This window comes from Klebsiella sp. C283 (genome assembly GCF_048822555.1).
Lineage (GTDB): Bacteria > Pseudomonadota > Gammaproteobacteria > Enterobacterales > Enterobacteriaceae > Klebsiella > Klebsiella quasipneumoniae.
The window spans coordinates 214,814-238,971 of record NZ_JBMEZS010000010.1 but is presented as its reverse complement, the minus strand read 5'-3'; the positions used below and the strand labels follow the sequence as shown (position 1 = coordinate 238,971).

16 protein-coding genes and 1 tRNA gene are annotated in these 24,158 nt (G+C 51.6%); 3 read left to right on the top strand and 14 right to left on the bottom strand.

The genetic code is table 11. From position 1 onward, the window contains the following. Nucleotide 1: 1 nt before the first annotated feature. The 8 genes from ACOI7Z_RS20550 to ACOI7Z_RS20515 all read right to left on the bottom strand — a co-directional run bounded on the left by ACOI7Z_RS20550 (nt 2) and on the right by ACOI7Z_RS20515 (nt 8,779). On the bottom strand, nt 2–1,540 hold the full coding sequence (locus ACOI7Z_RS20550) for an FGGY-family carbohydrate kinase (protein ID WP_048296783.1): 1,539 nt from the start codon (nt 1,538–1,540) through the stop codon (nt 2–4). Between the two features lie 20 nt (nt 1,541–1,560). Continuing rightward, complete coding sequence (locus ACOI7Z_RS20545; RefSeq protein ID WP_017901014.1) at nt 1,561–2,112, bottom strand: glycerol-3-phosphate responsive antiterminator; 552 nt, start codon at nt 2,110–2,112, stop codon at nt 1,561–1,563. A 14-nt stretch (nt 2,113–2,126) separates the two neighbouring features. Then, on the bottom strand, nt 2,127–2,918 hold the full coding sequence (locus tag ACOI7Z_RS20540; protein ID WP_002889868.1) for a class I fructose-bisphosphate aldolase: 792 nt from the start codon (nt 2,916–2,918) through the stop codon (nt 2,127–2,129). 515 nt (nt 2,919–3,433) lie between these two features. Next, on the bottom strand, nt 3,434–3,685 hold the full coding sequence (locus tag ACOI7Z_RS20535; protein WP_023288528.1) for a zinc ribbon domain-containing protein: 252 nt from the start codon (nt 3,683–3,685) through the stop codon (nt 3,434–3,436). 177 nt (nt 3,686–3,862) lie between these two features. Continuing rightward, nucleotides 3,863–5,260: a dihydrolipoyl dehydrogenase gene (lpdA, locus tag ACOI7Z_RS20530; protein ID WP_087849232.1), complete on the bottom strand. Its 1,398-nt coding sequence runs from the start codon at nt 5,258–5,260 to the stop codon at nt 3,863–3,865. Next, nucleotides 5,250–6,785, bottom strand: coding sequence for a 2-oxo acid dehydrogenase subunit E2 (locus ACOI7Z_RS20525; RefSeq protein ID WP_087849233.1), 1,536 nt, complete (start codon nt 6,783–6,785; stop codon nt 5,250–5,252). Before ACOI7Z_RS20525 ends, lpdA begins: the two co-directional genes overlap by 11 nt. Before the next feature lie 3 nt (nt 6,786–6,788). Then, nucleotides 6,789–7,808 carry an alpha-ketoacid dehydrogenase subunit beta gene (locus ACOI7Z_RS20520; RefSeq protein ID WP_044521157.1) on the bottom strand — a complete coding sequence of 340 codons (1,020 nt, stop codon included), beginning with the start codon at nt 7,806–7,808 and terminating at the stop codon, nt 6,789–6,791. A gap of 11 nt (nt 7,809–7,819) precedes the next feature. Then, nucleotides 7,820–8,779 (bottom strand): thiamine pyrophosphate-dependent dehydrogenase E1 component subunit alpha, encoded by a 960-nt coding sequence (locus ACOI7Z_RS20515; RefSeq protein WP_002889884.1) that lies wholly within the window; start codon nt 8,777–8,779, stop codon nt 7,820–7,822. A 254-nt stretch (nt 8,780–9,033) separates the two neighbouring features. On the opposite strand from ACOI7Z_RS20515, the gene ACOI7Z_RS20510 reads away from it, so the two are divergent. Beyond that, nucleotides 9,034–11,799, top strand: coding sequence for a LuxR C-terminal-related transcriptional regulator (locus tag ACOI7Z_RS20510; protein ID WP_087849234.1), 2,766 nt, complete (start codon nt 9,034–9,036; stop codon nt 11,797–11,799). 591 nt (nt 11,800–12,390) lie between these two features. Here the strand turns inward: ACOI7Z_RS20510 and ACOI7Z_RS20505 are convergent. After that, nucleotides 12,391–13,755, bottom strand: coding sequence for a hypothetical protein (locus tag ACOI7Z_RS20505; RefSeq protein ID WP_004215715.1), 1,365 nt, complete (start codon nt 13,753–13,755; stop codon nt 12,391–12,393). A gap of 309 nt (nt 13,756–14,064) precedes the next feature. Between ACOI7Z_RS20505 and ACOI7Z_RS20500 the strand changes: the two genes are divergently transcribed. Further along, nucleotides 14,065–14,895: a Hachiman antiphage defense system protein HamA gene (locus tag ACOI7Z_RS20500; RefSeq protein WP_004215714.1), complete on the top strand. Its 831-nt coding sequence runs from the start codon at nt 14,065–14,067 to the stop codon at nt 14,893–14,895. Continuing rightward, nucleotides 14,885–18,070, top strand: coding sequence for a DEAD/DEAH box helicase (locus ACOI7Z_RS20495; RefSeq protein WP_240513446.1), 3,186 nt, complete (start codon nt 14,885–14,887; stop codon nt 18,068–18,070). Before ACOI7Z_RS20500 ends, ACOI7Z_RS20495 begins: the two co-directional genes overlap by 11 nt. A 665-nt stretch (nt 18,071–18,735) precedes the next feature. Here the strand turns inward: ACOI7Z_RS20495 and ACOI7Z_RS20490 are convergent. From ACOI7Z_RS20490 to proB, 5 genes are all read right to left on the bottom strand, one after another. Next, nucleotides 18,736–19,767, bottom strand: a complete 1,032-nt coding sequence (locus tag ACOI7Z_RS20490; RefSeq protein WP_087849808.1) for an IS630-like element ISSpu2 family transposase — start codon at nt 19,765–19,767, stop codon at nt 18,736–18,738. Nucleotides 19,768–19,849: 82 nt separating this feature from the next. After that, the gene (locus tag ACOI7Z_RS20485) at nt 19,850–20,995 is read right to left on the bottom strand and encodes an FRG domain-containing protein (RefSeq protein ID WP_240513461.1); all 1,146 of its coding nucleotides are present in this window, start codon (nt 20,993–20,995) and stop codon (nt 19,850–19,852) included. A gap of 514 nt (nt 20,996–21,509) precedes the next feature. Then, nucleotides 21,510–21,585, bottom strand: a tRNA-Thr gene (locus ACOI7Z_RS20480). A 113-nt stretch (nt 21,586–21,698) separates the two neighbouring features. Further along, on the bottom strand, nt 21,699–22,952 hold the full coding sequence (gene proA / locus ACOI7Z_RS20475; RefSeq protein WP_087849689.1) for a glutamate-5-semialdehyde dehydrogenase: 1,254 nt from the start codon (nt 22,950–22,952) through the stop codon (nt 21,699–21,701). A 10-nt stretch (nt 22,953–22,962) separates the two neighbouring features. Continuing rightward, entirely contained in the window at nt 22,963–24,066 is a 1,104-nt protein-coding gene (gene proB / locus ACOI7Z_RS20470; RefSeq protein WP_008805306.1) for a glutamate 5-kinase, read from the bottom strand. Nucleotides 24,067–24,158: the final 92 nt, after the last annotated feature.

The window sequence follows — 24,158 nt, the reverse complement described above, 5'->3', positions numbered from 1 at the left end:
CTTAGTGCGCGATGTAGTTGCTGCAGCTTTTCCACGGCGACTGCATTTCTGATAACAGGTTTTTATAAAGCTGGTATTTGGTCTGGTAGACCCGGTGATTTTCCGGATTAGGGGAGACGGTGCGTGAGACATGGACCATTTCGTTTGAGGCAGCAAATACCTCTGCAAACCAGCCCACCATGACGGCTGCGGTCATCGCGGTACCCAGGGTCCCGTGCTCTTTGACGTCAACGATTTCCAGCGTGGCCTGGAAGATATCGGCGAATATCTGTAGCCAGACCGGGGAGTTCGTGACACCGCCGGCAATACGAATTGTGCGGCTTAACTTCGGGTTAATATTGCGCAAGCGCTCGGTGTGGTAGAGATGGCTAAAGGCCACGCCCTCATAAATCGCCCGCAGAAAATGGGCTTTTTTATGAAAGCTGTTTACACCGATAAAGCCGGCCGAGGCGTCGGGAATGGTGTTAGAGCCAAACACGAACGGAAAGAACAGCAGGTGGCTTTCATCCGGCGTCGTTGACGAAACCAGCTTATTGCACAGGTCATAGACCGACGATCCTTGCTCGGCGGAGGTTTTCCGATCGCTCTCCATAAAGTTGTTAATAAACCACTCCAGGTTGCTCGCGGAGGTGGGGCTGGCCTCGGTGATGAGCCATTTACCCTCAATGGGATAAATGGAGGTCATAAACAGATCTTTATCAATAACCGGGTGGTCGGTAACGTATTCGTTTATGCTCCAGGTGCCGGTGACGATCGCCATCTTATCGAGACTGTTGATCCCCGAGGCAATGGAAGAGGCCGAGATATCAAACACCCCGCCAGAAACCGGCGTACCTGCGCATAAACCGGTCAGACGGGCGACATCGTCAGTGATTTTTCCGCAGCATTCCGTTGAGCGTTTGATGGGGGGCAATTTATCCCGCAGTTCATCAAGTCCCCACCATGCCAGCAGTTCATCGTCATACTTGCAGTCACGTACGTTGATCAGGTTGGTGCCTGAGATATCGGTCAGCTCAAGAAAAGCCTCTCCGGTCAGGTAAAAACGGATCAGGTCCTTGACCATAAAAATATAACGCGCTTTTTGCAGCGTCTCGGGCTCGAAGTCCTTCAGCCATGCCAACAAGGCGACAGGTTGTCCGGCCCAGATGGACTGCATTGTTTTTGGCAAAATGTCGGTAAGGAATTCTGGCGAGCGTTGCCATCTCTCAACGTACTCTTTTGCCCGGCTGTCGGTGGATATAATGCCGTTACGCACCGGATGACCTTCTTCGTCAACCAGATACAGACCGTTACCATGACCGGTGACGGCCACTCCTTTTATCTGGCTGGCATCAATACCTGATTGCTCAATCGCTTTTTTAATCACTTCGACATTCGCGGCCCACAGCTCATCGATACTGCGCTCTGTGTGGAATTCCCGGGGTGTCAGCATCTGCGTGGATTTTGAGGCGATCGCGAGCACCTGTCCTTTACGGTCATAGATGGCTGCCTTGGTGACGGTTCCACCATTGTCGATGCCCATGACGTATTCATCTTTCATTCGCGTGGACTCCTTATTGGTTACCATAAGCCGGGCTCGCTGGTGGTTATCCCTTTAAATCCGGCATGGAATATTTTATCTACAAGGTATTTGCGCTTAACAAAGCCTCCGGCGATGAATACCACATCAAAGCCTTTCAAATTTCGGCTAATCAACTCCAGACACTGGCAGGCATATTCAGCAGGTAAGATTTCAATTGCGTCCGGTGGACTGTGTTTAACAATATCGAGCGACTGATCAAGCGATCGCGAATCGATAAGTAAAACCCGATATACGGTCAGCAATCCCTCTTTTTTGGCGTAGCGTAGCGCGGAGAGATTGGAAGAAATAACACCATCAACCTTGTAATAATTTTTCAGTAGATTGATCCCCGCCTGATCCGGTTTGAAACCACCCAGTAATTCAAGGTGAACGAGGACCTTCTTACCGCTTTGATGGCATTTGCCAATCAGCGACTGCAGATTGCCGATATTCGCTTCGGATAGCAGCACATATTCTGACTGGCAGGATAATGCTTTCTCAAAGTATTTATACTTCCTGATGGAAGGGATGATGGTGTTATTTAAAATCATATTAATTTCCGATGTTATTTAGCCATGTAGAGGCTGTATGCATCTTCCGCTGTTGCGTTTTCATGGATGATGGCATTCAGACCTGCTACCACTTTCGCCGGCTGCGGATCCTGGGTAATGTTTCGTCCCACAGCCACGCCTTTCGCACCCATCTGCATACAGTGCTGAACAAATTTGAAGTAACCATCGATGCCGGTTTTTGGCCCCCCTAAGGCAAGCACCGGCACGCCAGCAGCTTCAACGATCAGTCGGTCCTCTGGTGAACCGGTAAAACGCGTTTTGATGACGTCCGCGCCCAGCTCCACCGCTGCGCGGGCCGATGCAGCGATGATGGCCGGATTGTTAGAGTCATCGCTGGTGACGGGATAACCATACGGGAGCGATTCGACAATCAGCGGTACGTTCCAGCGATCCGCTGCCTGCGCGAGTTGCATCGCCATAATGTGGGTTTTTTCTTCATTGAAGGCGCCGGGGAAGGTCATGCAGACCACTCCCTCGGCAGCGACTTTAAGCGCATCTTCGACGGAAAAAACGGGGGTAGTATCGGGAACGGTATTGTCAAAGATACTGACCGTGCTGTCGACGCGTAACACAACGGGAACGCTGTTCAGCGCTTCACGATAATTCTTCAACATGCCGTACGTGACGAGCGCGCAATCCAGGCCGTGTTCCACCAGAGCAGGGAGCTGATTTATCGTATTATCAATACCATTTGTTTTCGTGGAAAAATAGTAGCCATCCAGCGCTAAGGTCACGGATTTACCATCTTTTGCGAATATTCTTGAGAGACGACGTTCTTTAGACATTTATTTACTCCTGAGATAAAAAACAAAAAAAAGCCCTCAGAGACTCGCGTCTCTGAGGGCTTTCTGTTCACATACCCTTTTGATAATGGTTCGGGAATCCAAAGCATTATCAATGCAATTTTTTAGCAAAGTGAGAAAGGTTTAACTTTTGTTTAAATTAAATCTGTTCTCTTGCGTGATTAAATAACTAACACACGCGATAACTTACTGTCCAGTTGGTGTCGTTGAAATGAGAGATTCATCACATCAATATGTTGTATTCTGTGAAAAGTGCCGGGTTAAATACAGAAACCGAACCCTTAAAAAACCAGGCAATAACGCATCCTGACAAGGGGGAGAACGCCAGGCGTTTATTTCATCGCATGAAGAACCCATCCATGCATGCTCCTGCCTGCAGGTCGTCATCCACAAACGCGCATTTATTCCCGTCCGGATGGCGTACAAAAACGTTATAGCATCGTTGTCGGCATGGCGGTCTGTCCCCCGGAATGATTTTTTCCCGCCGCCAGGGCAAATTACTCGTCCGCTTTGTGCGCCCAGGCAGGCATCGCCGTCAGGTAACGTTTTGCCCGTTTCCGTGATTCCGCTACGCCCACCTTTTGCCAGGAGTCGAGAAAAGCCGCCAGACCGGATACGGCCTCTTCCCAGGATTTCAGATTACCGTCGCTGTCGCTGCAATACGCGCAATATTTATCGCTGGCCCCTTGCGCATCGGGTGCGGACATCGGCATTCCGCAGGCCTGGCAAAACCGTTCGTGCTGTGTCATAGAGCGCTCCTCCTGTCGTTGAGTTGTCTACTAAACATACAGAATTTACGCCTGGCGTTTAGCGTTTCAGATCAATAGATCCTGCCGTAACCGTTCTGGTGGAGCTTCTGCCGGGGCGTGCGGGAGGGATAACGGGCAACGTACTCCGTATCGCGCAGCTATCGCCTCCCTTATTTCTTATTGATGCAATGGTTGATCGCAGGCCGCGAGGATGGATTCATGCATCGCTTCGGAAAGTGTTGGATGCGCGAAGATCATCGACAGGAGACTTTCATCTGTGGCCTCCAGGTGACGGGCGATGCCAAACCCCTGGATCAGTTCCGTGACCTGTGCGCCAACCATATGCGCGCCCAGCAACTCGCCGGTTTCAGCATCGAAAATCGTCTTCACAAAACCCTCTGTCTCGCCGCTGGCCAGCGCCTTACCATTGCTCTGATAAGAGAACTTACCGATCCTGACGGGCCGTCCCCTGGCCAGAGCCGTCGATTCCGTCAGGCCCAGACTGGCAACCTGAGGCCGGGCATAAGTGCAACCGGGCACATAGTCGCGATCAAGCGGATGGGCGCCTTCGACACCGGCCAGTGTCTCAACGCAGATCACGCCTTCGTGGCTGGCCTTGTGCGCCAGACACGGCGGGCCGGCTACATCGCCGATGGCATACAGCCCGAATACGTTAGTGCGACAAGCCGCGTCCGTCTTGATAAAACCGCGGTCTAACTCAACGCCCAGCGTTTCCAGCCCCAGATCTTCAATATTCGGCTGTACGCCGACCGCCAGCAGCACACGTTCGACATCCTGGGAATATTCGCCGCCGGTGTTTTTCAGTGTGCAGCGCACCCTGGTATCGGTGAGCTGTACTTGCGTCACCAGGGTCTGGGTATGGACCTGAATACCGCGTTTTTCGAATGACTTACGCACTGTTGCAGACACCTCGGCATCTTCCACTGGCAAAATCTGCGACGCCAGCTCGACCAGCGTCACTTTACAGCCCAGATCGTTATAAAGGCTGGCGAACTCGACGCCAATCGCCCCTGAACCGATGATTAATAGCGACCTGGGCAATAGCTTAGGCCGCAGCGCCTCGAAATAGGTCCAGATATATTCGCCATCTGGCGCGATGCCTGGTAATGCGCGTGGTCGGGCGCCCGTGGCCAGGATCACGTGATCGGCCCGGTAATCGCGCATCTCTCCTCGGGCATCCTCGACCGTTATTTGTCCCTTGCCGCGCAACCGCGCGGTGCCATCAATGACCTGCACGCCATTTTTCTTCAACAGGTACGCCACCCCGCCGGTGAGCTGTTGCGATACGTTACGGCTAAACTGCACCAGTTTTTGCAGATCGACGTTCACCTCGCCCACGCTGATGCCCAGCTGACTGGCATGGGTGATAGTGTGCGCAACCTCAGCGCCATGCAGCAGCGCCTTGGTTGGAATGCATCCCCAGTTCAGGCAGATGCCGCCCAGATGCTGTTTTTCCACTAATGCGGTACGAAGCCCTAGCTGACCGGCACGGATGGCGGCCACATATCCCCCAGGACCACCGCCGATGATCAGCACATCGTATTTATCGTGCATAGCTCGTCTCCTGGATAAACATCAAGGTTGGGGTTTCCGTCAGTCGCCTGAGTTCCCGGAGAAAAGCCGCACCTGCCGCGCCATCGATAACCCGGTGATCGCAGGATAGCGATACCGTCATTTGCTGGCGCGCGACGATTTGCCCGTCGCGTACTACCGCCCGGAGCTCGCCGGCGCCAATGGCGAGGATTGCGCTTTGCGGTGGATTGATGATGGCGTCAAACTGCCGGACGCCGAGCATTCCCAGATTTGACACGCTAAAGGTCCCGCCCTGGAACTCTTCCGGCTTCAGCGTGCCCGCTTTGGCCCTGGTCACCAGCGAGTGAATTTCGTTCGATATGTCGCTAATCGATTTCCGGTTCGCCGAGCGAACAATAGGGGTAATTAGCCCGGCAGGCAGCGCAACGGCCACCGAAATGTCGGCATCCGCAAAGCGGCGGATACTTTGTGTCGCTTCATCAAACTGGATGTTGACGTCAGGCACGGCCACCAAAGCCAGGGCGCAGGCCTTCACCAACAGGTCATTAACCGAAATCTTGACGCCGGGTACTTCGCGGTTAATGTCCTGACGTAACGCTAACAGTCGTTCCAGATCGAGATCGACGTTCAAACGGAAATGGGGAGACTGTTGCTTGGACGTTTGCAGGCGAGAGGCGATAGCCCGCCGCATACCGGACATGGGGATGCTTTCATAGGGTACCGGGGTACTCTCCTGTACCGGGCTGGTCTGCGGGTGCTCGTCGAGTAACAACGCCGCGGCCAGCACATCATCGCGACTCACCCGGCCGCGTGAACCGCTGCTTCGGCAGTCATGCAAGTTGATACCCAGTTTGCCGGCCAGACGGCGCGCCAGCGGGGTGGCCGATACCTGGCTGTCATCGGCATGCGAGCGGGGCGCTTTGCTGCGACGAACGGGGGGCGTCGGAGAGGCCAGGCGACCGCCGGCGGCAAGGATCGCGCTTTCCAGATCAGAAACAGAGATACGATCCCCGCGCCCGCTGCCGCGGACTTTTTTCAGGTCGACACCCCAGCGGGCAGAGAGTCGTAACGCATGGGGCGTGGCATTAACCTGAGTTACATCGGTCACGCCTTGCAGACTGACGGGGATGTCGGTCTGCCCAACGGGGGGCTCGGGGCTGTTGGATGGCGGCGAAACAACGGAAGGTGGCTTAGCGCCTGCCTGTGCCGCTACGTCCGGCGCGGCAGACTCCGTGCCAGGGGCTGCGGGTTTCACCGTAGCCAGAGTGGCAGCGAATTCGTCCAGGTCAGCATCGCTGACCGAAGCGTCAGCCGCCAGGGCCAGCACGGCGCCTACCTGAAGCGTCTCACCCTCTCGGGCGAGTATCCGACGTAACGTACCGGCAAAGGGGGCCTCCAGCACATTGACGATTTTACTGGTTTCAATCTCACAGATTTCCTGCCCTGGGGTGAAGCTGTCACCCTCCTGGATTGCCCACCGAGCGAGCAAGCCTTCCTCCATGGAAAGCCCCCACTTTGGCATTTCAAGCGTCTTGATTTCGCTCATAGGTTAATCCTCCAGCACTTGACGGACGGCGGCTTCGATACGTTCTACGCCAGGGATCCAGAGTTTTTCGAGAGCAGGGGAGAACGGGACCGGCGTGTGTGGCGGCGTCACCAGCAGAACGGGCGCTTTGAGGAAATGGAATGCCTGGGACGCGATCAGCGCCGCGACATCATGCGCAAAACCGAAGCGTGCCGCGGATTCGTCGACAATCACTACCCGCCCCGTGGACGCCACCGATTCCAGAATCCCTTCCTCATCCAGCGGCGAAATGGTCCGCGGGTCGACCACCTCGACCGAGATCCCTTCTCTGGCCAGTTTGTCCGCCACCTGATTGGCTTTATGCACCATTGCCGACAACGCAATGATGGTGACGTCTTCTCCTTCGCGGGTATAGTTGGCTACACCTAGCGGGATGGTATAGCTCTCGTCCGGTACCTCGCCCTTGAGGTCGTACAGCATTTTATGCTCGCAGAAAACCACCGGGTCGTCGTCGCGAATTGACTGGATTAACAGACCTTTGACGTCATAAGGCGTCGAGGGCACCACCACCTTCAGCCCTGGCGTGGTGGCAAAGATATTATAGGGTGACTGTGAATGCTGGGCCGCGGCGGAAAACCCCGCGCCGATCATCCCTCGCATCACCAGCGGGGCTCTGGCTTTGCCACCAAACATGTAGCGGAACTTAGCCGCCTGGTTGTACAGCGCATCGTGACTCACGCCAAAAAAATCCATGAACATCAATTCCGCGACCGGCCGCAGACCCGTCGCTGCGGCGCCCGCCGCCATACCGATGATGGCCGACTCGGTAATGGGCGTGTCGATCACCCGATCGGAGCCGAACTGCGTCCACAGCCCTTTAGTGACGCCGAGCACACCGCCAAAAGCTTCTATCTTCGCCTCTTCGGGCGCATTTCCGCCATGACCGCCACGCAAATCTTCACCGATGAGCACCACGCGTTCATCGCGTTCCATTTCCTGAGCCAGGGCTTCCTTGACCGCTTCACGATAGGTTTTAATCGCCATAGTTATCACCCTCAGTATGAGACATAAACGTCTGTCAGCAGGTCTTCCGGAGCCGGATAGGCAGCGGCGCGGGCCTTCAATACCGCATCGTTGACAAGGGCTTCTACTTCCTCGTCAATCGCCGCCAGTTCTTCCTGGGTGATATGCTGTTTGACCTTAGCGGTGAAAATCTTCAGCGGATCATGTTGTTCACGCAGGCGTTGCACTTCACCTTCCGCGCGGTATAGCGCGGGATCCCCCTCAAAATGACCGTGCCAGCGGAAGGCTTTGGCCTCAATGACGCTTGGGCCACCGCCTTCTCGCGCACGTTTGACCGCCTCTGAAGTGGCCTCATAAACGGCAAAGAAATCGGTGCCATCAACGGTCACTGCCGGCAGGCCGAAGCCAGCGGCGCGTCGGGCGATATCACGCCCACCCACGGCGTAGTCATGACCGGTCCCTTCGCCGTAACCGTTGTTTTCGAAAATAAAGACGGCCGGAAGCTGGAGCACGACGGCCATATTGATGGCTTCAAAGACCAGGCCCTGATTAGAACCCCCATCGCCCGTAAAAGAGACACCGACGTTGCCGGTTTTTAGCGTCTTTGCCGTTAGCGCGGCGCCGATGGCCAGGGGAGGGGCTCCCCCAACGATAGCGTTCGCTCCCAGCATTCCTTTCGACAGATCGGCAATATGCATCGACCCACCCTTACCGCGACATAACCCGCTGTCCTTGCCGAATATTTCGGCCATCATGCCGTGAATGTCGCACCCTTTAGCAATACAGTGGCCATGTCCACGGTGTGTTGAACCAATAAAATCTGCGCTCGTTAAATTTTCGCAGACCCCCACCGCGATGGCCTCCTCACCGGTGTAAAGGTGAATGAAGCCGGGAATATCACCGCTGGTATTTTCCTGATGCAACCGCTCTTCAAAGGTCCTGATCTCCCGCATCTTGCGGTAAGCCTGCAATAACGCCTGTTTGCTGAGCATGATTTAATTCTCCTCAATAAAGGTCACCCAGGCGGGGCCAACAGACAGGGCGGATAACCCTGGCCACACCCATGCAATGAATCTACGAGCGGTTAAAGGGAGTGCGAAGCCACCTTCATGGGGGGGTAGGTGGGGGTTTTCATGCTTGAGGTCAAACTTTCTAAATTTTGTGTAGCTATAAAGTTTGGCGGCCCCATGTCATCCCGGGGGCTGGCGTACAATTGAAAAAAAACAAAGCGAGTAGATAACCACGGATGAAGCCATCGGATTTTGAAAGTCGCCAATCACCATCACTGGTCTCCGGGCCATTGCGGCTGACGCGAGGCTTGCCGCTAATCCTGACCAAATTCGTCCCGCCTCGCTCCTCGATACAATTGCTGGAGCGCCCCCGGCTTCTTCAGCTTCTCAATCCCGTTCAGCAGTGCCGGCTGGGCGTCGTTTGCGCCGGCGCTGGATTTGGCAAAACCACGCTGTTGGCGCAATGGCATCAGCAGATGGTCGCCCAGGGGGAACGTATCGCCTGGCTGAGCCTCGATGAGGATGATGATGACGTATGGCAGTTTATTCCTTACCTGCTGCAAGCATTGCGTCCACTCTATGCTGACTGGGACGCCGATTTCTGGCGTGATATGGAAGAACAAAAGCTCTCCAGCTCCGAGCAGCTGCTGGCCGGGCTCATTAACCAGCTACACTACTGCCCGCATGACATATACCTGATTATCGACGACTTCCACGTGATTAACGATCGTGGGGTCTATGAAGCGCTGGGGTATTTACTCAAGCATGCGCCTGCCGCCTTGCATCTGATCATTGGCAGCCGTTTCCACCCCAATCTTGCGCTGAGCCAGCTGCAGGCCCAGGACCAACTGGTGGAGATCTATGATCGAGACCTGCAATTCACGCTAGAAGAAACAAAACACTATTTTAGCCGCACGGTTGCGCTACCCCTCAGCAACTACCATGCACAGCGGCTACAGTCTGCGACAGAGGGCTGGATCGCAGGGATGAAGATCGCTTCATTGTCCGCAGAATTACAGCATGATCCCGAGCATCTGTTGCGCAATATGCATGGAGGAACACGGTCCATTGCCCGCTATCTTAAAGAGGTGGTCCTGGACCCGCTGCCGGAAGAGGTGCTTGATTTCCTGGTGAAAACGTCCTTCCTCAGTCGGTTAAATGCCGAACTATGCAATGCAGTGACTGGACGTGATGACAGTCAAGCGATGCTGGCATGGATTGAGCGACGCAACCTTTTTTTGTCAGCCCTTGACGAACAAGGCTACTGGTTCCGCTACCATCCTCTGTTGCAGGAAAATCTTCGGACCATGCTGCAGCAGAACAACGCTATTAATCGCAAACAGCTACATGAATTAGCCAGTCATTGGTTCGTCGAACAGAAGCTGTGGTCTGAGGCGGTACGCCATGCGCTCAGCGCAGGCAAGCCGGTGCATAGCCCCGGGCAGGACGGCGCAAGCGCTCAGTCACTGGCGGAAGAAGGGGATATCGATACCCTGATCTCATGGATGCATCATTTACCGCCCAGCACCGATCCTGCGCGCATTGACCTGCAAATTAACCTGGCCTGGGCACTGGCGCATTATTTCCACTTTGATGAGTCGAGGCAGCTGCTTGATAACCTCGATCAGATGGTGCTTCATCACCGTGATGATTTAACCCGCAGCACCTGGTGTAAATTGCGCGTTGTGCGGGCAATTTGCGAAGCCTTTGCTGAAAACATCCCGGAGAGTCTGGCTATTGTTCAGCCATTGCTGGCCGAAGTGCCCTGCGGCGACACCTGGGTTGATGGTCTGATATGCAATATTCTCAGCTATTGCCATGTTGTTAACCAGCGCTATCACGACGCGCTGGAGGTTCAACAGCATATGCCCTCTCCGGAAAGTCCTTTAGATAATCTGTTTGTCTCGGTATATCGCGCTTTTATCATTGCCCAGTGTCATCTTTGTCAGGGTGATCTGGGAAAAGCCGGGTGGTACGCAGAGAAAACGTTGCGCCAGGCTGAATGTTATACCGGCACCCAGTCGACCAGTGGCGCGACGCTGGCGCCGCTGCTGGCGGAGATAGCATATGAATGTCAGAGGGGTGACTCGCCCGAGCATCTGTTAGCCGACCGGCTCGAATTCATCGACCGGTTCAGTCCACCCGACGCGCTGAGTCGTTGCTATACCTATCTCGCGCGTCAGGCCTTAGATAGCGATATGCCCTATGAGGCCGAGCGATTGCTGGAGCATGCGCAGCGCCTTGCGGTGTCTCGCGGCTGGCAACGGCTCCAGGCCATGATGTTAGCCGAGCAGGTGAGGGTGCGACTGCAGCGCGGCAATTTCACCGGCGCAGAGCAACTGCAACGGCAGCTTGAACAAATGGCCGCCAGCTTCAGAATGGATGCCGAACATCCCTGCCAACGCGCCATCGTTATGTCTGCATCCCTTAGCCGCAGCCGGCTTCTTCTCGCCAGAGGCCAGGCGCCGCAAGCCTGCATTTTACTGGCTGAGATGGTCTCCGATCAGGAAAGCCGGGGGGACAGGTTAACCGCAGCGCGTCTGCGTACGCTCTGGTCATTAGCCTTGTGGAACAGCGGCAAAACTGCCGCTGCGCGCACGACATTTCAACCAGTGCTGCAGCTGGCTGAACAACAGCATCTCAAGGGCCTCTTTCTTGACGCTGGCGATACCTCGCAATCTTTGCTTGCCGGTATGAATGAAACCTCTTCGGCTTGTACAGAGGAAGGGGGAGTGCAAGGTCCCTGGGCAGACAAGCGCGCGCCTGCAGACAGTACTCCGTTTAATAGTGGAAGCCCCGATATTCATGGGGAACTCAGCGAGCGAGAATTTCAGATATTACAGCTGATCGCTGAAGGTCAGATGAACAAAGAAATCGCTCGCTCCCTCGCTATTTCTGCCGAGACGGTCAAATGGCACATCAAAAACATCTACGCGAAGCTTAAAGTGAATAGCCGCACTCAAGCGATGAGTCGAGCGCTGGAGATGAAATTACTGGATTAACGGTTTGAAGAGGACGGCCTGGGCGCAAAATATTATTCAGACGTCATTGCTTATAGCCGCTTACGTTACGGTGCTATGAGCCACGGATAGACGGGCTTTATGCATAGCGATCTCCTTCGTTGGCAGATTGATTATGCCGGATGATTTCTAAATATGAATGGCACGATTATGCGGGATACTTACATGAAAGCTGACATAAAGAAGCCCGACTGGTAAGAACGGGCTTTTTTTTGGCACTCTGGCCTGAATGGAACATCCTACATTAGACGTTAACATCTTACATCTAATTAGTCGAAAATACTAATGCATGCGTAGTTACATTTGATTTGACTATCCATTTACATTTTATCTTTTCACCGTTTGCAGATTAGTCGAGCATCGCCAATAAAATCTGACCACTAAGATTCGGGAGTGTTAAGCTACAGGTCTCAAATCTGAATGGCTGCTATATGCAAATACTGGACATTGCTAAAATTTATTTGTATCACTACTGTGAGTAGCGAGTCAAATAAAATAAAGTGACCACCGCCCTGAAGGCGAACCCAAACCATTACTCTAAGCTTATATAGTGCTTTTTTTTAAAAAATTTAGCTAAAATTTTATTTTTATCCCATGATATTTAAATAAAGCATCAAAAAAGCACTTTATTTTGTATGAAGCATCGTCGTGATGAAGTTCGACACCTGCAAAACGATAAATATCATAACCTGCCAATTTTAAGCTACGATCAGCTGCAACCAAATCTGCATACTTACTCCTACTCGCCCTACCTGTTTCATCTGAGTAATGTTGAATGCCATCGATTTCGATCACAACCCTACCGCCATCAGGCATTAGCAAAAGAAAATCCATCCGATGATTGAGTAATGCACCAGCGCCTCTCTCAGATACGGTTTTGGGATCCCAGTGCAGCCAAACTTCTGGTAGCAATGCAGGTAAGTCATAAATTGCTGACCTATATTGTCGAAAGAATTCCTTGAAAAACTTTTTCTGGGGCGGAGACGAATTAGGCAAACTTTGCTGCAATCGTCGATAAAGCGAAATTTTTGCCTCTTCGCTATTCTCTTCACAAATAAAATCTGCCCACCATGCCTGCAGTTCTCGCCAACTCAATCCCTCGGAACTTAATGGACGATCATAGATCAAAACCTCATTGGAGTTTGAAAGAATTTCAATTTCGTTATTAAGAGAGTCACTCAAGCGAATATCGGGTTTGGTGAGAGAGGCAAAAATAATGTTCTTAGGGCGCCCTCGAAATGTCCGCAACGATATCAGGCTAAAAACCGGATAGCCTTCAGCATCAGAGCTATGGATAAGCTCAGCTCCACAGGTTCTTAAAACTTTATTAACGGCCTCAACCTTTGCTAACTGCCTTTCGATACTGATCTGCACGTCCGCAGAGACTAAACCTTCGAGCCACCTACGGAAACGTGGAGCTGATAGTTCGACTATCTGTAGTTTTTCAAATAACCATGCCACGTCACCGTCTTCAGGATTTCGTACAAAATGTCGGTGAATTTCGCCAAGAATCCCTGTCTCATGAATCGAAAACATTTCACTTAAATCCAACGGAAAAACAAACAGATCATTTAATAAACGCTTGAAATTTTCCCAGTGGCCAAATAATTCAAATGGTTGCAGAGCTTCTGCCAGTTCACGACGATGACGCTTGGGTATATCGATGATGGGCTCGTCCGCCCATAGGAGGTCTTGGATATTGTTGCGTATGCTTGGATTGAAAACCTTCTGCGCCAAAAGCGTTCTTGCAAACTCCGGCATATCTGCGTCATCGAGTAAATCAAAGGCTCCATGCAAGCGCTCGCGCTTGGATCCTTCCTCTTTGGGCACAGGTAGACCCAAGTGACGACAGAGATCAGGGATTTTTTCGTTAGTGCAGTGATTTTTCAAGTTTCCCACCACAGGGCGAAGTAATTCTTTTAACGCTAAGATATCCATTGATTTCCCCTTACTTTGCTACACACCTGTTCTCTGTTGACTAATATACCGCTATGCCAATGATGTCATCATCACATTCGAGTAAGACCGGCTACCAAAGTCGGCAGTTCCATGCCATCTTATATGGACAATTTAGGGCCTGTTTTCTCGTATAACCTGGCTTACCGTCTTAGGCGTCAATATATTCACCCTGCGGAGCTCATAGCAGTAAAATCAAAGGGAGTACTATGCCCGCAAACTGTCGATTTCGCCGTCGCATCTCAAAGTGTTAAGCCACGGAGTGCTTAAGAAAGAGGAAAAATGGTTACAATGACTGCTGGACAACCGTACTCAGCTTGGCTCAAAAAAGCTGAACATAGCATAACCACTTCTGACGGCAATGAGATAGAGGTATACGAGCTCGAAATCGATCTTGAAGCAGGGCTTGTACTATCCGCATGGGCCAAACATTTCCGTGAGCATTACTGTCTTGATAGCCAAATTGATCGCCTGCGCAGAGGGACTAACAAATCGCGAGCCGAGTATTTGAGAGACTTGGTGTTTCCTGATGAGTCTGAAGATTTTGGCCCAGCAACGCGCTCCGGTGATTTTGCTGAAATCCTTATCGCGGATCTACTTGAAAGCCATTTTGGTTTTTGGGTTCCACGTACCCGATATGACAACAAAATGGTTCGCAACGAGTCCCCAAAGGGAACAGATGTCTTAGCGTTTAAGTTTGATGGCATAGGCCCATCACGGCCATCTACAAAAGATATCTTGATTTCTTTTGAGTCGAAAGCACAACTCAGTGGTAAGAAAGCAAAGCCTAGATTGCAAGACGCCGTTATCGACTCGATAAAGGATGTGTATCGAATTTCAGAATCCCTTAATGCGATGAAGCGCCGTTTAATTGATCGTCAAGATGAAGAAGGTGCAGATCGGGTAGAACGCTTTCAAGAAGGGTTGGATGTCCCTTATGTACGAATGACAGGGGCGGCGGCTGTTTTTTGTTCAAGTCTTTATGATTCTGTTCACATATCTGAAACTACAGACTGCACTTCGCATGAAAATATTAAAAACCTTATGTTGGTTGTGATACATGCTAAATCGCTTATGAAATTTGTTCACGCTCTCTATTGGAGGGCAGAAAATGAAGCCTAAAAAACGTGCTCGATATGCGGCGGCAGTTACGCTATCAAAAGGAAAAATGTTTGAGTATGGAGTTCCTGAAGGAGACCATATAGAGCTTCCTGATGATCTCGATTTGCAGATGCAGTTTCCATTAGCTGTTGGTACTGTCGGCGACTTTGCGTCCGAAGTGGTGGCTAAGACCATCGGCAATTCGATTGAAGCACAATCCCAAACCCCACTGGATGAGGTTATTTTTTCAGCTCAAGTCCTTCAAGCTTTTGACGATTCCCTGCTTAACAAAGAACTCTCCTTCAATCTTCGCATACTTGCAGCTGCTGGTTTTTATCTTGGCGATGTACCCGGAAATGCTTCAGTCCAATTATCTAAACTGAGCCAACTAGTTTTTCCTAAGCACGATACTTTAGCTATAGCAGTTAAAACTGCGATGGATCGGCCTTGGGAGCATACCAACGAGACATTAGAGTCTTCACGTGCAAAAGATATTTTGGATGTTTTGTGCCAACACTTCAGGAATGGCCGGAATGGCCGGCAGAGAGCCTATGATGCAATTAAATCATTGCGCGAATGGGCCTATAGCCATGCGTCTGCACATGACCTACTTATGGCCGATTTGCTCGGAGCGATTAGTGCCACTCGCATCGCTAATTCTGCTTGGACATTACTTCCACGCTATAGCAACCTCCCGCAAGAAAAGTGGGAGACATATTTATCGCGTTCTATGTCAATTAAGGAAATGTGGCCATCTCAGCGCTTGCTAGGAGAGGCTGGATTGTATAGAGGGATATCAGGAGTAGTTCAGATGCCGACGAGCGCCGGGAAATCTAGAGCTACCGAGCTTATTATTAGGTCGGCATTTCTTTCTGCTCGTACGAAATTGGCCTTAGTTATCGCTCCCTTCCGGGCACTATGCCAGGAGATAGCAAACGATCTTGAAAAGGCATTCAAGGATGATGGCTATGACGTCAATCAACCCAGTGACGCGTTGCAACCAGATGTCGAGTTCGATTTTTCTAACTTATCAGATTTTCTCGATTTGGAATCTGGAATATTTGACTCAGAGGTCGAATCGAAGCCACAGGTCATTATTCTTACCCCGGAAAAGCTTCTTTACATACTTCGACAAGAGCCAGACATTGTTCAGAAAGCTGGACTGGTAGTTTATGACGAAGGGCATCAGTTTGACACAGGCAGCCGGGGTGTAACTTATGAACTGCTGTTAACATCCATTAAGCGAATGCTACACGAAAATGCCCAGAGCGTGTTGATTTCAGCAGTAATTCAGAATGCTGCTTCTGTTGCTGCATGGCTATTAAATGACGGTTCAAAGGTTGTCTCCAGTAGAGCCTTACAGGCTAGTAGACTCATTGCCTTTGCCAGCCTTCCGAAAGGTAAAGATGGTCAACTTCAGTTCAATGTGGCCTCTGATAGCGATCAGAAATTCTTTGTCCCGCGAGTTATTGTTTCAGAAAAAATGCCTCGATTACCTAAGGAAAGAAAGGATCGTTTTTTCCCTACTCAGGAGAGTGGCTCCATAGCGTTATATCTTAGTTTACGCCTGCTGAAAAATGGTGGGGTTGCTATTTTTACAGGAAGAAAGTCTTCTGCTGCAAAAATTGTTCGTGAGGCCGCCGAAGATATTTTTCGTCGTGGAATTTCACTTGAGCCACCTTCTGCCCATAGTGACCCTGATGAGATTCGTCGCTTTGTTTATCTCTTCGAACGTAATTTTGGTGCTAATGCATATTTGACACAAGCAGCTGCTTTAGGCATTTTTGCTCATCACGGCAACACTCCCCAAGGTGTTCGTCTGGCTATTGAGTATGCTATGAGGCAAAGCCTTATTCGATTGATCATCTGCACCTCGACACTTGCACAGGGTGTTAACCTTCCGATTCGATACCTACTTGTAACAAGCGCAATGCAGGGGCGTGAATCGATCAAAGTACGCGACTTCCATAATCTCATGGGACGCGCTGGACGTGCCGGAATGTACGGTGAGGGTACTGTTATTTTCACTGACCCCCGTCTCTATGACGAGCGTTTCGCAAAGACGTACCGTTGGCAAGAAACGATCAATCTAATCAATCCTGATAGTGCTGAGCCAACTGGAAGTACATTGCTTTCTCTTTTCGAGCCTCTGCGAAATGACCTCGGAACAGTTACTCTAAGCTCTTCAAGCTCTGCTGAAGTAGCCACTTACATTGTCAATGACTGGGAAACTCTTTTAAAGTGGGTAGAGAGCGTTCCTATCAATATTCCTAAACAGAACTTTTCGGTCGCTTCACTAATCGAACAACTTAAATCCAAGAAAAAGATAATTGAAGCAATTGAAAGCTTCTTAATGACATATCGTAGTGATGTTCAGCCCGAAACTTTTGTGGACAACTCTCGAGAATTGGTTACTGAAACACTTGCCTACTCGCTTGCCACTGAGGAGCAACAAATACTCCTGACAGATATCTTCGAGTCTGTGGCGCGAAGGATCGAACTTTTTGTTCCAGATACAGCGATCCAGAAGCGTTTCGGGCGGACTTTGTTAGGTATTGATCAAGCATTGGCAATCGAATCATGGGTCACTACAAATGCAAACGCACTCGAGGGAGCAACCTCTGCCGATCACCTGTTTGATGTGCTATGGCCGCTTTTAGTACTCTTATCTAATGAAAAACGGTTGAGTGACACAGTTCCTAATGGGGCACTAAAGACATTAGCATTGGGGTGGCTGGCTGGAGATTCGTTTGCAGCTCTCGTTCAACGGCTTGACAAATTGGGTGCATCCTATCCCTATGGTGCGAACCAAAGAAAATTTGATCTTGATGTGGTTGTAGACCTGTGTGAACAAACATTTGGCTTTGAGTTTGCGCTGTTGCTCGCAGCGGTAAAGGAATCCTTTCTCGCGTTCTCTTCAGAACAGGCGGGTGAGGTTTTTAGAGAATATGTTGATCTTCTTCAGAAGCGATTGAAATATGGACTTCCGAATCAGAGTTGCATTGCCTTTTTTGAAGCGGGATTTGCTGAACGCGTAATTGCCCAGTGTCTTGCAGAAGGAACGACTCAAGGTGCTATTCAAGTTAGTTTTGACGCCCGACACATGATTCGACAAAACCCAGAGAGATTTGAAGTAATGCTACAAGGCTTCCCATCTTATTTTTTTGATGTATTTAAAACAATCACTGCACCTTGATAATATTATCTTCATTGAGACTACCAGAGCCAGGAGCACACAGATTCTTTTAACTTAGAGCAATGGCATATTAACCATTCCCAGCTATCCATTGATTAGGGCCTTCGTCTGTTGCAGAACACTGGAACTTCCTCTCCTCGCTCACAGCAGACCTTTGGCCCAGTGAGCTTGTCCGCTCTGTGCCAGAAACGGAAGTTGGGGTGATAGCCTTCAAAATAGCAAATTAAATCGAAGAGAGAAGAAGGTAAACAATAAATAATACAATAAGTTAGAAACGCTTGAGATTTCTTTTTACTCTTCCAGCACATATACATGCAGTTAGGAGTGGGCTACAGCGCTCATGCCTAACGGCCAGATAGCACAGGGAAAGCATACAGTGGCACCGTATGCCTATCTGTTATCAGCTCCGACCATCGTAGAGTTTGGCGATTTCCGTTGCAGCTTTCTCTATACCCGGATAAACCGTGCTTTCGTTGATGCCGAAGCGGCTGAGCTGCTGCATCAGGCGTTCCTTGTTTCTAATCACCAGTTTTCTGACGTTCAGCGTACTTAGCCCCGTTTCTGGCAGGTCCACGTTTTCGCCAAATAAGAGGAACGCTCCAGCCTGAGACGAAATGCGGGCGTTGCTGAACCGCCCTTTAACTAAATAACTGATCCTAATACCGCTACACTTTAGCCAGCCCGTGTTTTCCACCGGGGAATGGGCTGACGGTATCCATAAAGTGATGAACCTTTTTCAACAGTTGCCACATTGAACGGCACTGGTGATTTCGGGTTATTGTCTCATGAAGCGCCTGCCACAACCGTTCGACATGATTGACCCATGGCGAGTAAACCGGCTGATAAATGACCCTGAACTTCTGGTTTGCTTTCAGCCAGCGCAACGTTTCACGGCTTTTGTGGATAATGTAGTTATCGACAATGAGCGTAATCGTTTTTGCCCGCCGGTATGTCGCCTTAAGATGTTTTAACAGTCTGATAAATAAACATGAACCTTTACTGTTTCCACCTACGTAGCTGACTTTTCCCGTACCGCTGTGCAGCGCACCGGCAAGATAGTACTTTTCATTCTGGCCCGGTGTGACAACACGTTTTTGCTGCCCGCGTAACTGCCAGTCAGCACCGATTTTCGGGTTGAGATGAATATCCACTTCATCTTCGTAAAACACGGGATTTTCCGCACTGCATTTCGCCAGTGCTTCATGGATAGCGACCATTTTTTCTTCTTTGTGTGGGTCACGGATACGCAGTGTCGGCGCTGCTCTGCGCCATACCAGCCCGGCAGCAGGTAACCATCTCCGGATGGTTGAGGCATGTAGTGGACAACCGGTGACATCACGGATTTTTATCGCCAGCAGTTCGGTACTCCAGCGGGAACGCTGATAACCGAAATCGCCGGGAGAATGCTTCACAAGCTCACGCAGCAATGCGCAAATATGTTCGAACGGCCAGCGCCTGCCACGTCCTGACGGTAATGACTTCAGGCCTTCAGCACCAGACAGAGTGAACCAGTTAATCCAGCGACCAATCGATGAGCGGGCACAGCAGAGTGTTCTGGCCACATGACTGACGCGCTCGCCCCGGTGCAACATCAGCATGGCGGTCAGTCTGCGGGCATAATTTTTATCACGCGTTTTATGGATAGCTTTCTGCATCAGGCGTCGTTCGTCACGGGGAATTGGTGCTATGATCGGCATCGCTCAGTCCGGTTGGTGATTTGGGATATTCAGCGATTGATCAGATCGCACAATTCGGGCTGAGTTCCCTCAAAGTGATCTACTATTCCGCGCAGCTATTTAGAACGATTTTACTCAGATGTGCCGGATCGATAATGTTTTTGAAATAGGACTTCTCATCACGGATCAGATGAAGCAACTGCCCGCACTCTTCGGTGGCATTAAATGCCTGAGTCGCCAAGCTGGTATTCAGGTTGCTTTTGATACGTGATGGAAGCCGGGAAAGATTGGCTATACAACTTACAGTATCGGAGTCGAAAAACTTAATTTCACTTTTGGGTGCCGTCAATATAATGACGTTGCCATCAATTTCATTTCCATCTTTATCTCGTTTGATTTTGGAACACGCGAAATAGAGTGCGATGAGCGGGTTAGTTGAGACGTCAAGCAGGCGGGTGGGTAAGCCGTAATGTTGCATGCGTACAAGCTTATCCAGCATATAGCGGTCATCTCTGAACTCGGCAGGTTGAACCGTCAGCAGCTCGGTAATCATATCCGACTCGTGATATCGGTAGCGATAGTTGCCCTGCGTATTCTTGCGGAACAGCGAAGGTTCTAACTGATAGCTGATGTCGGAGTGACCCCGGTAAAACACCTCTTCATTATTTTCCTGAGGATGATTCAGTATGATTTCCAGATATTCATTGATATCCGAAATTACCTCAAGGTCTTCATTATTGTCAGGTGCTTCGGTTTTAACCGCAGCGGAAGCTTCAGGGGCTTTTACACTGATACCTAATATTTCGAAAAATTCTTTAACGTCTATATCTTTGACTGCCCAGAAATTTCTGTTCAGTCCGAAGCTGCCCAGTTCCAGCTTCATCACGTATTCTTTTTCACTGGTTAAGAATTTTTTGCCGATAATATCGGTTAAGTCATAGTTAAAAGCGAGAACTTTTTCCCGGTTTATAGTTTTTGCTCTGATGTTACTTATTCTCCCAATGCGGATGTGACTGTAATAACCGCCTGTATTGCCTTCCTCATCAACTTCAAACTCCGGCTCTGTCATAAAGATGACCGGCAGTTCCTGAAGAAACTGATAGGTTTTGCTGGTCAGGGGGAGCAGTTTCTTTCTGAGTGAGTCAGGGGTGGATTCAAAAAGCCGGGAAACTGGAAAAGACTCTTCACCCTTACTGTCAGAGAAGAAACTGTAATAATCGGGATTACCGACCACGATAAGGTTCAACATGTATGTCATCCTTGCATGAATTACGTTGTATTTGCACTATGCCAGAACTGGTGAATTATTAAACATTTCGCGAGCTGTGCCCCGCTGTTACACAGAACGTTGTTAGCAATGTCCGCAGTTCGCTCAAAGCTACCTTCCAGTTTAACTGGGTATTGGTTGCATTTTTGTTAGAGATGTCCAAGTAAAATGCGAATGGGTAGCCAAGTCAATGCAAATTCCCAAATGGACGACTAAACGCGTTTGAATGCCTGTGTATGTTGTTGTAGTAACATCCTTTCAACCTAACCGTGCAGGCCTGACAACGTCCGTAACAAGAAGTAGAAATATTGCTCAAAAGGCAAGATAGGCGGGAGCTAAAAGGTAACACGTGCTGTTAGCATACCTTTGCATTGAGCCACAAACAATTTCACTGTATATGCCACAATTTTGCCACACGCACAACGCGCAAAAATGCACATTCGTGTTAAAAAAGCAAAACAATGCAACGGTAACCAGATGATTTTATTAGAAAAGATGGTGCCGATAATAGGAGTCGAACCTACGACCTTCGCATTACGAATGCGCTGCTCTACCAACTGAGCTATATCGGCCCTGCAAGAGTTGTTCACGAGCGTGAATCACGAGGCAAAAGGTTAGAACTTAGCGGGCGATGCGTCAATAGTCAGTGGAATCAACTGCCTATTTTTGCATCGCCCGTTCTCATTTACGCACGAATGGTATCGTCGCCGAAACCAATCCACTTATAGGTGGTTAACGCTTCCAGTCCCATCGGGCCGCGGGCGTGCAGCTTCTGGGTGCTGACCGCCACCTCCGCGCCGAGGCCGAACTGGCCGCCGTCGGTGAAGCGCGTGGAGGCGTTCACATAGACCGCGGAAGAGTCCACTTCATTGATAAAGCGGTTGGCGTTACGCAGGGTGCGGGTCAGGATGGCGTCGGAGTGCTGGGTGCCATGCTCGCGGATATGGGCGATAGCCTCATCCATATCGGCCACGACTTTGACGTTCAGATCCAGCGACAGATACTCGTCGTCATACTGCTCCGCTTTCACCGGCTCGACCTTCGCCGGGCCGTTTTGCAGCGCGGGCAGGGCGGAGGGGGCGGCGTGCAGGGTGACGCCGCTCTCGGCCATCTGCTTGCTTAACGCCGGCAGGAAGGTGTCGGCGATGTTGCGGTGTACCAGCAGCGTTTCCACGGTATTGCAGGTGCTCGGCCGCTGGGTCTTGGCGTTGACGATGACCTTCAGCGCAGGGGCGATCTCGGCGGTTTCATCAACGAAGATATGGCACACGCCAATCCCGCCGGTGATCACCGGGATCGTTGACTGTTCGCGGCACAGCTTGTGCAGGCCCGCGCCGCCGCGGGGGATCAGCATATCGATGTATTTATCCATCTTCAGCATTTCCCCCACCAGCGCGCGATCCGGGCTCTCGATAGCCTGTACCGCGGCGGCCGGCAGACCGCACTCCTGCAGCGCCTGCTGGATCACCTTCACCGTGGCGGCGTTGGTGCGCCAGGTCTCTTTCCCGCCGCGCAGGATCGCTGCGTTGCCGGTTTTCAGGCACAGGGAGGCGACGTCGACCGTCACGTTGGGACGCGCTTCATATATCACGCCAATCACCCCCAGCGGGACGCGGCGACGTTCAATACGCAGACCGCTGTCCAGCAGCCCGCCGTCGATCACCTGGCCGACCGGGTCGGCCAGATTGCACACCTGGCGCACATCGCAGGCGATGCCGCTCAGACGCGCCGGGGTCAGCGCAAGGCGATCGAGCATCGCTTCACTCAGACCATTGGCGCGAGCTTCCGCTAAATCTTCCGCGTTGGCGCGCAGAATATCGTCGGTCTGCGCTTCCAGATAATCGGCGATCTTTTCCAGTACCTGGTTCTTTTCCCGGCTGGAGAGTAACGCCAGCTGCCAGGAGGCCGCTTTGGCGGCAATACCCATTTGTTCCAGCATTTTCAGCTCCTTAACGGATGATCATATCATCGCGGTGGACGGCCACCGGGCCGTATTCGTAGCCCAGAATGGCATCGATTTGCTGCGAGTGCTGGCCGGCGATAAGGCGCAGCGCGTCGCTGTTGTAGCGGCTGACGCCGTGCGCGATATCGCGTCCTTCGCTATTGCGGATGCGGATCACTTCGCCGCGGGAGAAGTTGCCGCTGACGATTTTGATGCCTTTTGGCAGCAGCGAGCTGCCTCGTTCGAGGATTGCCTGGGTCGCGCCCGCATCGACCGTGAGTTCACCGGCCGGCGGCGCGCCGAAGATCCAGCGCTTACGGTTCTCCAGCGGAGACTCCTGCGCGTGGAAGCAGGTGCCTACCGGCAGGCCTTCCATCGCGTGGCCGATGACGTCCGGGCGGTTGCCGGCGGCGATAATAGTATCAATCCCCGCGCGGCAGGCGACGTCCGCGGCCTGCAGCTTGGTTCCCATGCCGCCGGTGCCGAGTCCGGAGACGCTGTCGCCGGCGATGGCGCGCAGCGCGTCGTCGATGCCGTAGACGTCTTTAATCAGCTCCGCCTGCGGGTTGCTGCGCGGGTCGGCGGTGAACAGGCCAGGCTGGTCGGTTAACAGCAGCAGCTTATCCGCCCCGGCGAGGATCGCGGCCAGCGCGGAGAGATTGTCGTTATCGCCCACTTTGATTTCCGCGGTGGCGACGGCGTCATTTTCGTTAATGACCGGGACGATGCTGTTATCCAGCAGGGCGCGCAGGGTGTCGCGGGCGTTGAGGAACCGTTCTCTGTCTTCCATGTCGGCGCGGGTCAGCAGCATCTGGCCAACGTGAATGCCATAGATAGAAAACAGCTGTTCCCACAGCTGGATCAGACGGCTTTGTCCCACCGCCGCCAGCAGCTGCTTGGAGGCGATGGTGGCGGGCAGTTCCGGGTAACCAAGGTGCTCGCGCCCGGCGGCAATGGCCCCGGAGGTCACGATGACAATACGGTGTCCCATGGCGTGCAGCTGTGCGCACTGGCGCACGAGCTCGACGATATGGGCGCGGTTCAGGCGACGGGACCCGCCTGTTAAAACACTGGTGCCCAGTTTTACCACCAGCGTCTGGCTTTCACTCATGATTCTCTGCCGTTCAAAAGGAATATCGATATCGAGCTGATGTTGTAGCAGGAGTCGGCCCGCTTGCCAACACCCGGGGCGGCGGGCGCGCC

Excerpts from the sequence above, each read along its gene's own strand:
- ACOI7Z_RS20550 (WP_048296783.1), bottom strand. The coding sequence starts at position 1,540 with ATGAAAGATGAATACGTCATGGGCATCGACAATGGTGGAACCGTCACC.
- ACOI7Z_RS20545 (WP_017901014.1), bottom strand. The coding sequence starts at position 2,112 with ATGATTTTAAATAACACCATCATCCCTTCCATCAGGAAGTATAAATAC.
- ACOI7Z_RS20540 (WP_002889868.1), bottom strand. The coding sequence starts at position 2,918 with ATGTCTAAAGAACGTCGTCTCTCAAGAATATTCGCAAAAGATGGTAAA.
- ACOI7Z_RS20535 (WP_023288528.1), bottom strand. The coding sequence starts at position 3,685 with ATGACACAGCACGAACGGTTTTGCCAGGCCTGCGGAATGCCGATGTCC.
- lpdA (WP_087849232.1), bottom strand. The coding sequence starts at position 5,260 with ATGCACGATAAATACGATGTGCTGATCATCGGCGGTGGTCCTGGGGGA.
- ACOI7Z_RS20525 (WP_087849233.1), bottom strand. The coding sequence starts at position 6,785 with ATGAGCGAAATCAAGACGCTTGAAATGCCAAAGTGGGGGCTTTCCATG.
- ACOI7Z_RS20520 (WP_044521157.1), bottom strand. The coding sequence starts at position 7,808 with ATGGCGATTAAAACCTATCGTGAAGCGGTCAAGGAAGCCCTGGCTCAG.
- ACOI7Z_RS20515 (WP_002889884.1), bottom strand. The coding sequence starts at position 8,779 with ATGCTCAGCAAACAGGCGTTATTGCAGGCTTACCGCAAGATGCGGGAG.
- ACOI7Z_RS20510 (WP_087849234.1), top strand. The coding sequence starts at position 9,034 with ATGAAGCCATCGGATTTTGAAAGTCGCCAATCACCATCACTGGTCTCC.
- ACOI7Z_RS20505 (WP_004215715.1), bottom strand. The coding sequence starts at position 13,755 with ATGGATATCTTAGCGTTAAAAGAATTACTTCGCCCTGTGGTGGGAAAC.
- ACOI7Z_RS20500 (WP_004215714.1), top strand. The coding sequence starts at position 14,065 with ATGACTGCTGGACAACCGTACTCAGCTTGGCTCAAAAAAGCTGAACAT.
- ACOI7Z_RS20495 (WP_240513446.1), top strand. The coding sequence starts at position 14,885 with ATGAAGCCTAAAAAACGTGCTCGATATGCGGCGGCAGTTACGCTATCA.
- ACOI7Z_RS20490 (WP_087849808.1), bottom strand. The coding sequence starts at position 19,767 with ATGCCGATCATAGCACCAATTCCCCGTGACGAACGACGCCTGATGCAG.
- ACOI7Z_RS20485 (WP_240513461.1), bottom strand. The coding sequence starts at position 20,995 with ATGTTGAACCTTATCGTGGTCGGTAATCCCGATTATTACAGTTTCTTC.
- proA (WP_087849689.1), bottom strand. The coding sequence starts at position 22,952 with ATGCTGGAACAAATGGGTATTGCCGCCAAAGCGGCCTCCTGGCAGCTG.
- proB (WP_008805306.1), bottom strand. The coding sequence starts at position 24,066 with ATGAGTGAAAGCCAGACGCTGGTGGTAAAACTGGGCACCAGTGTTTTA.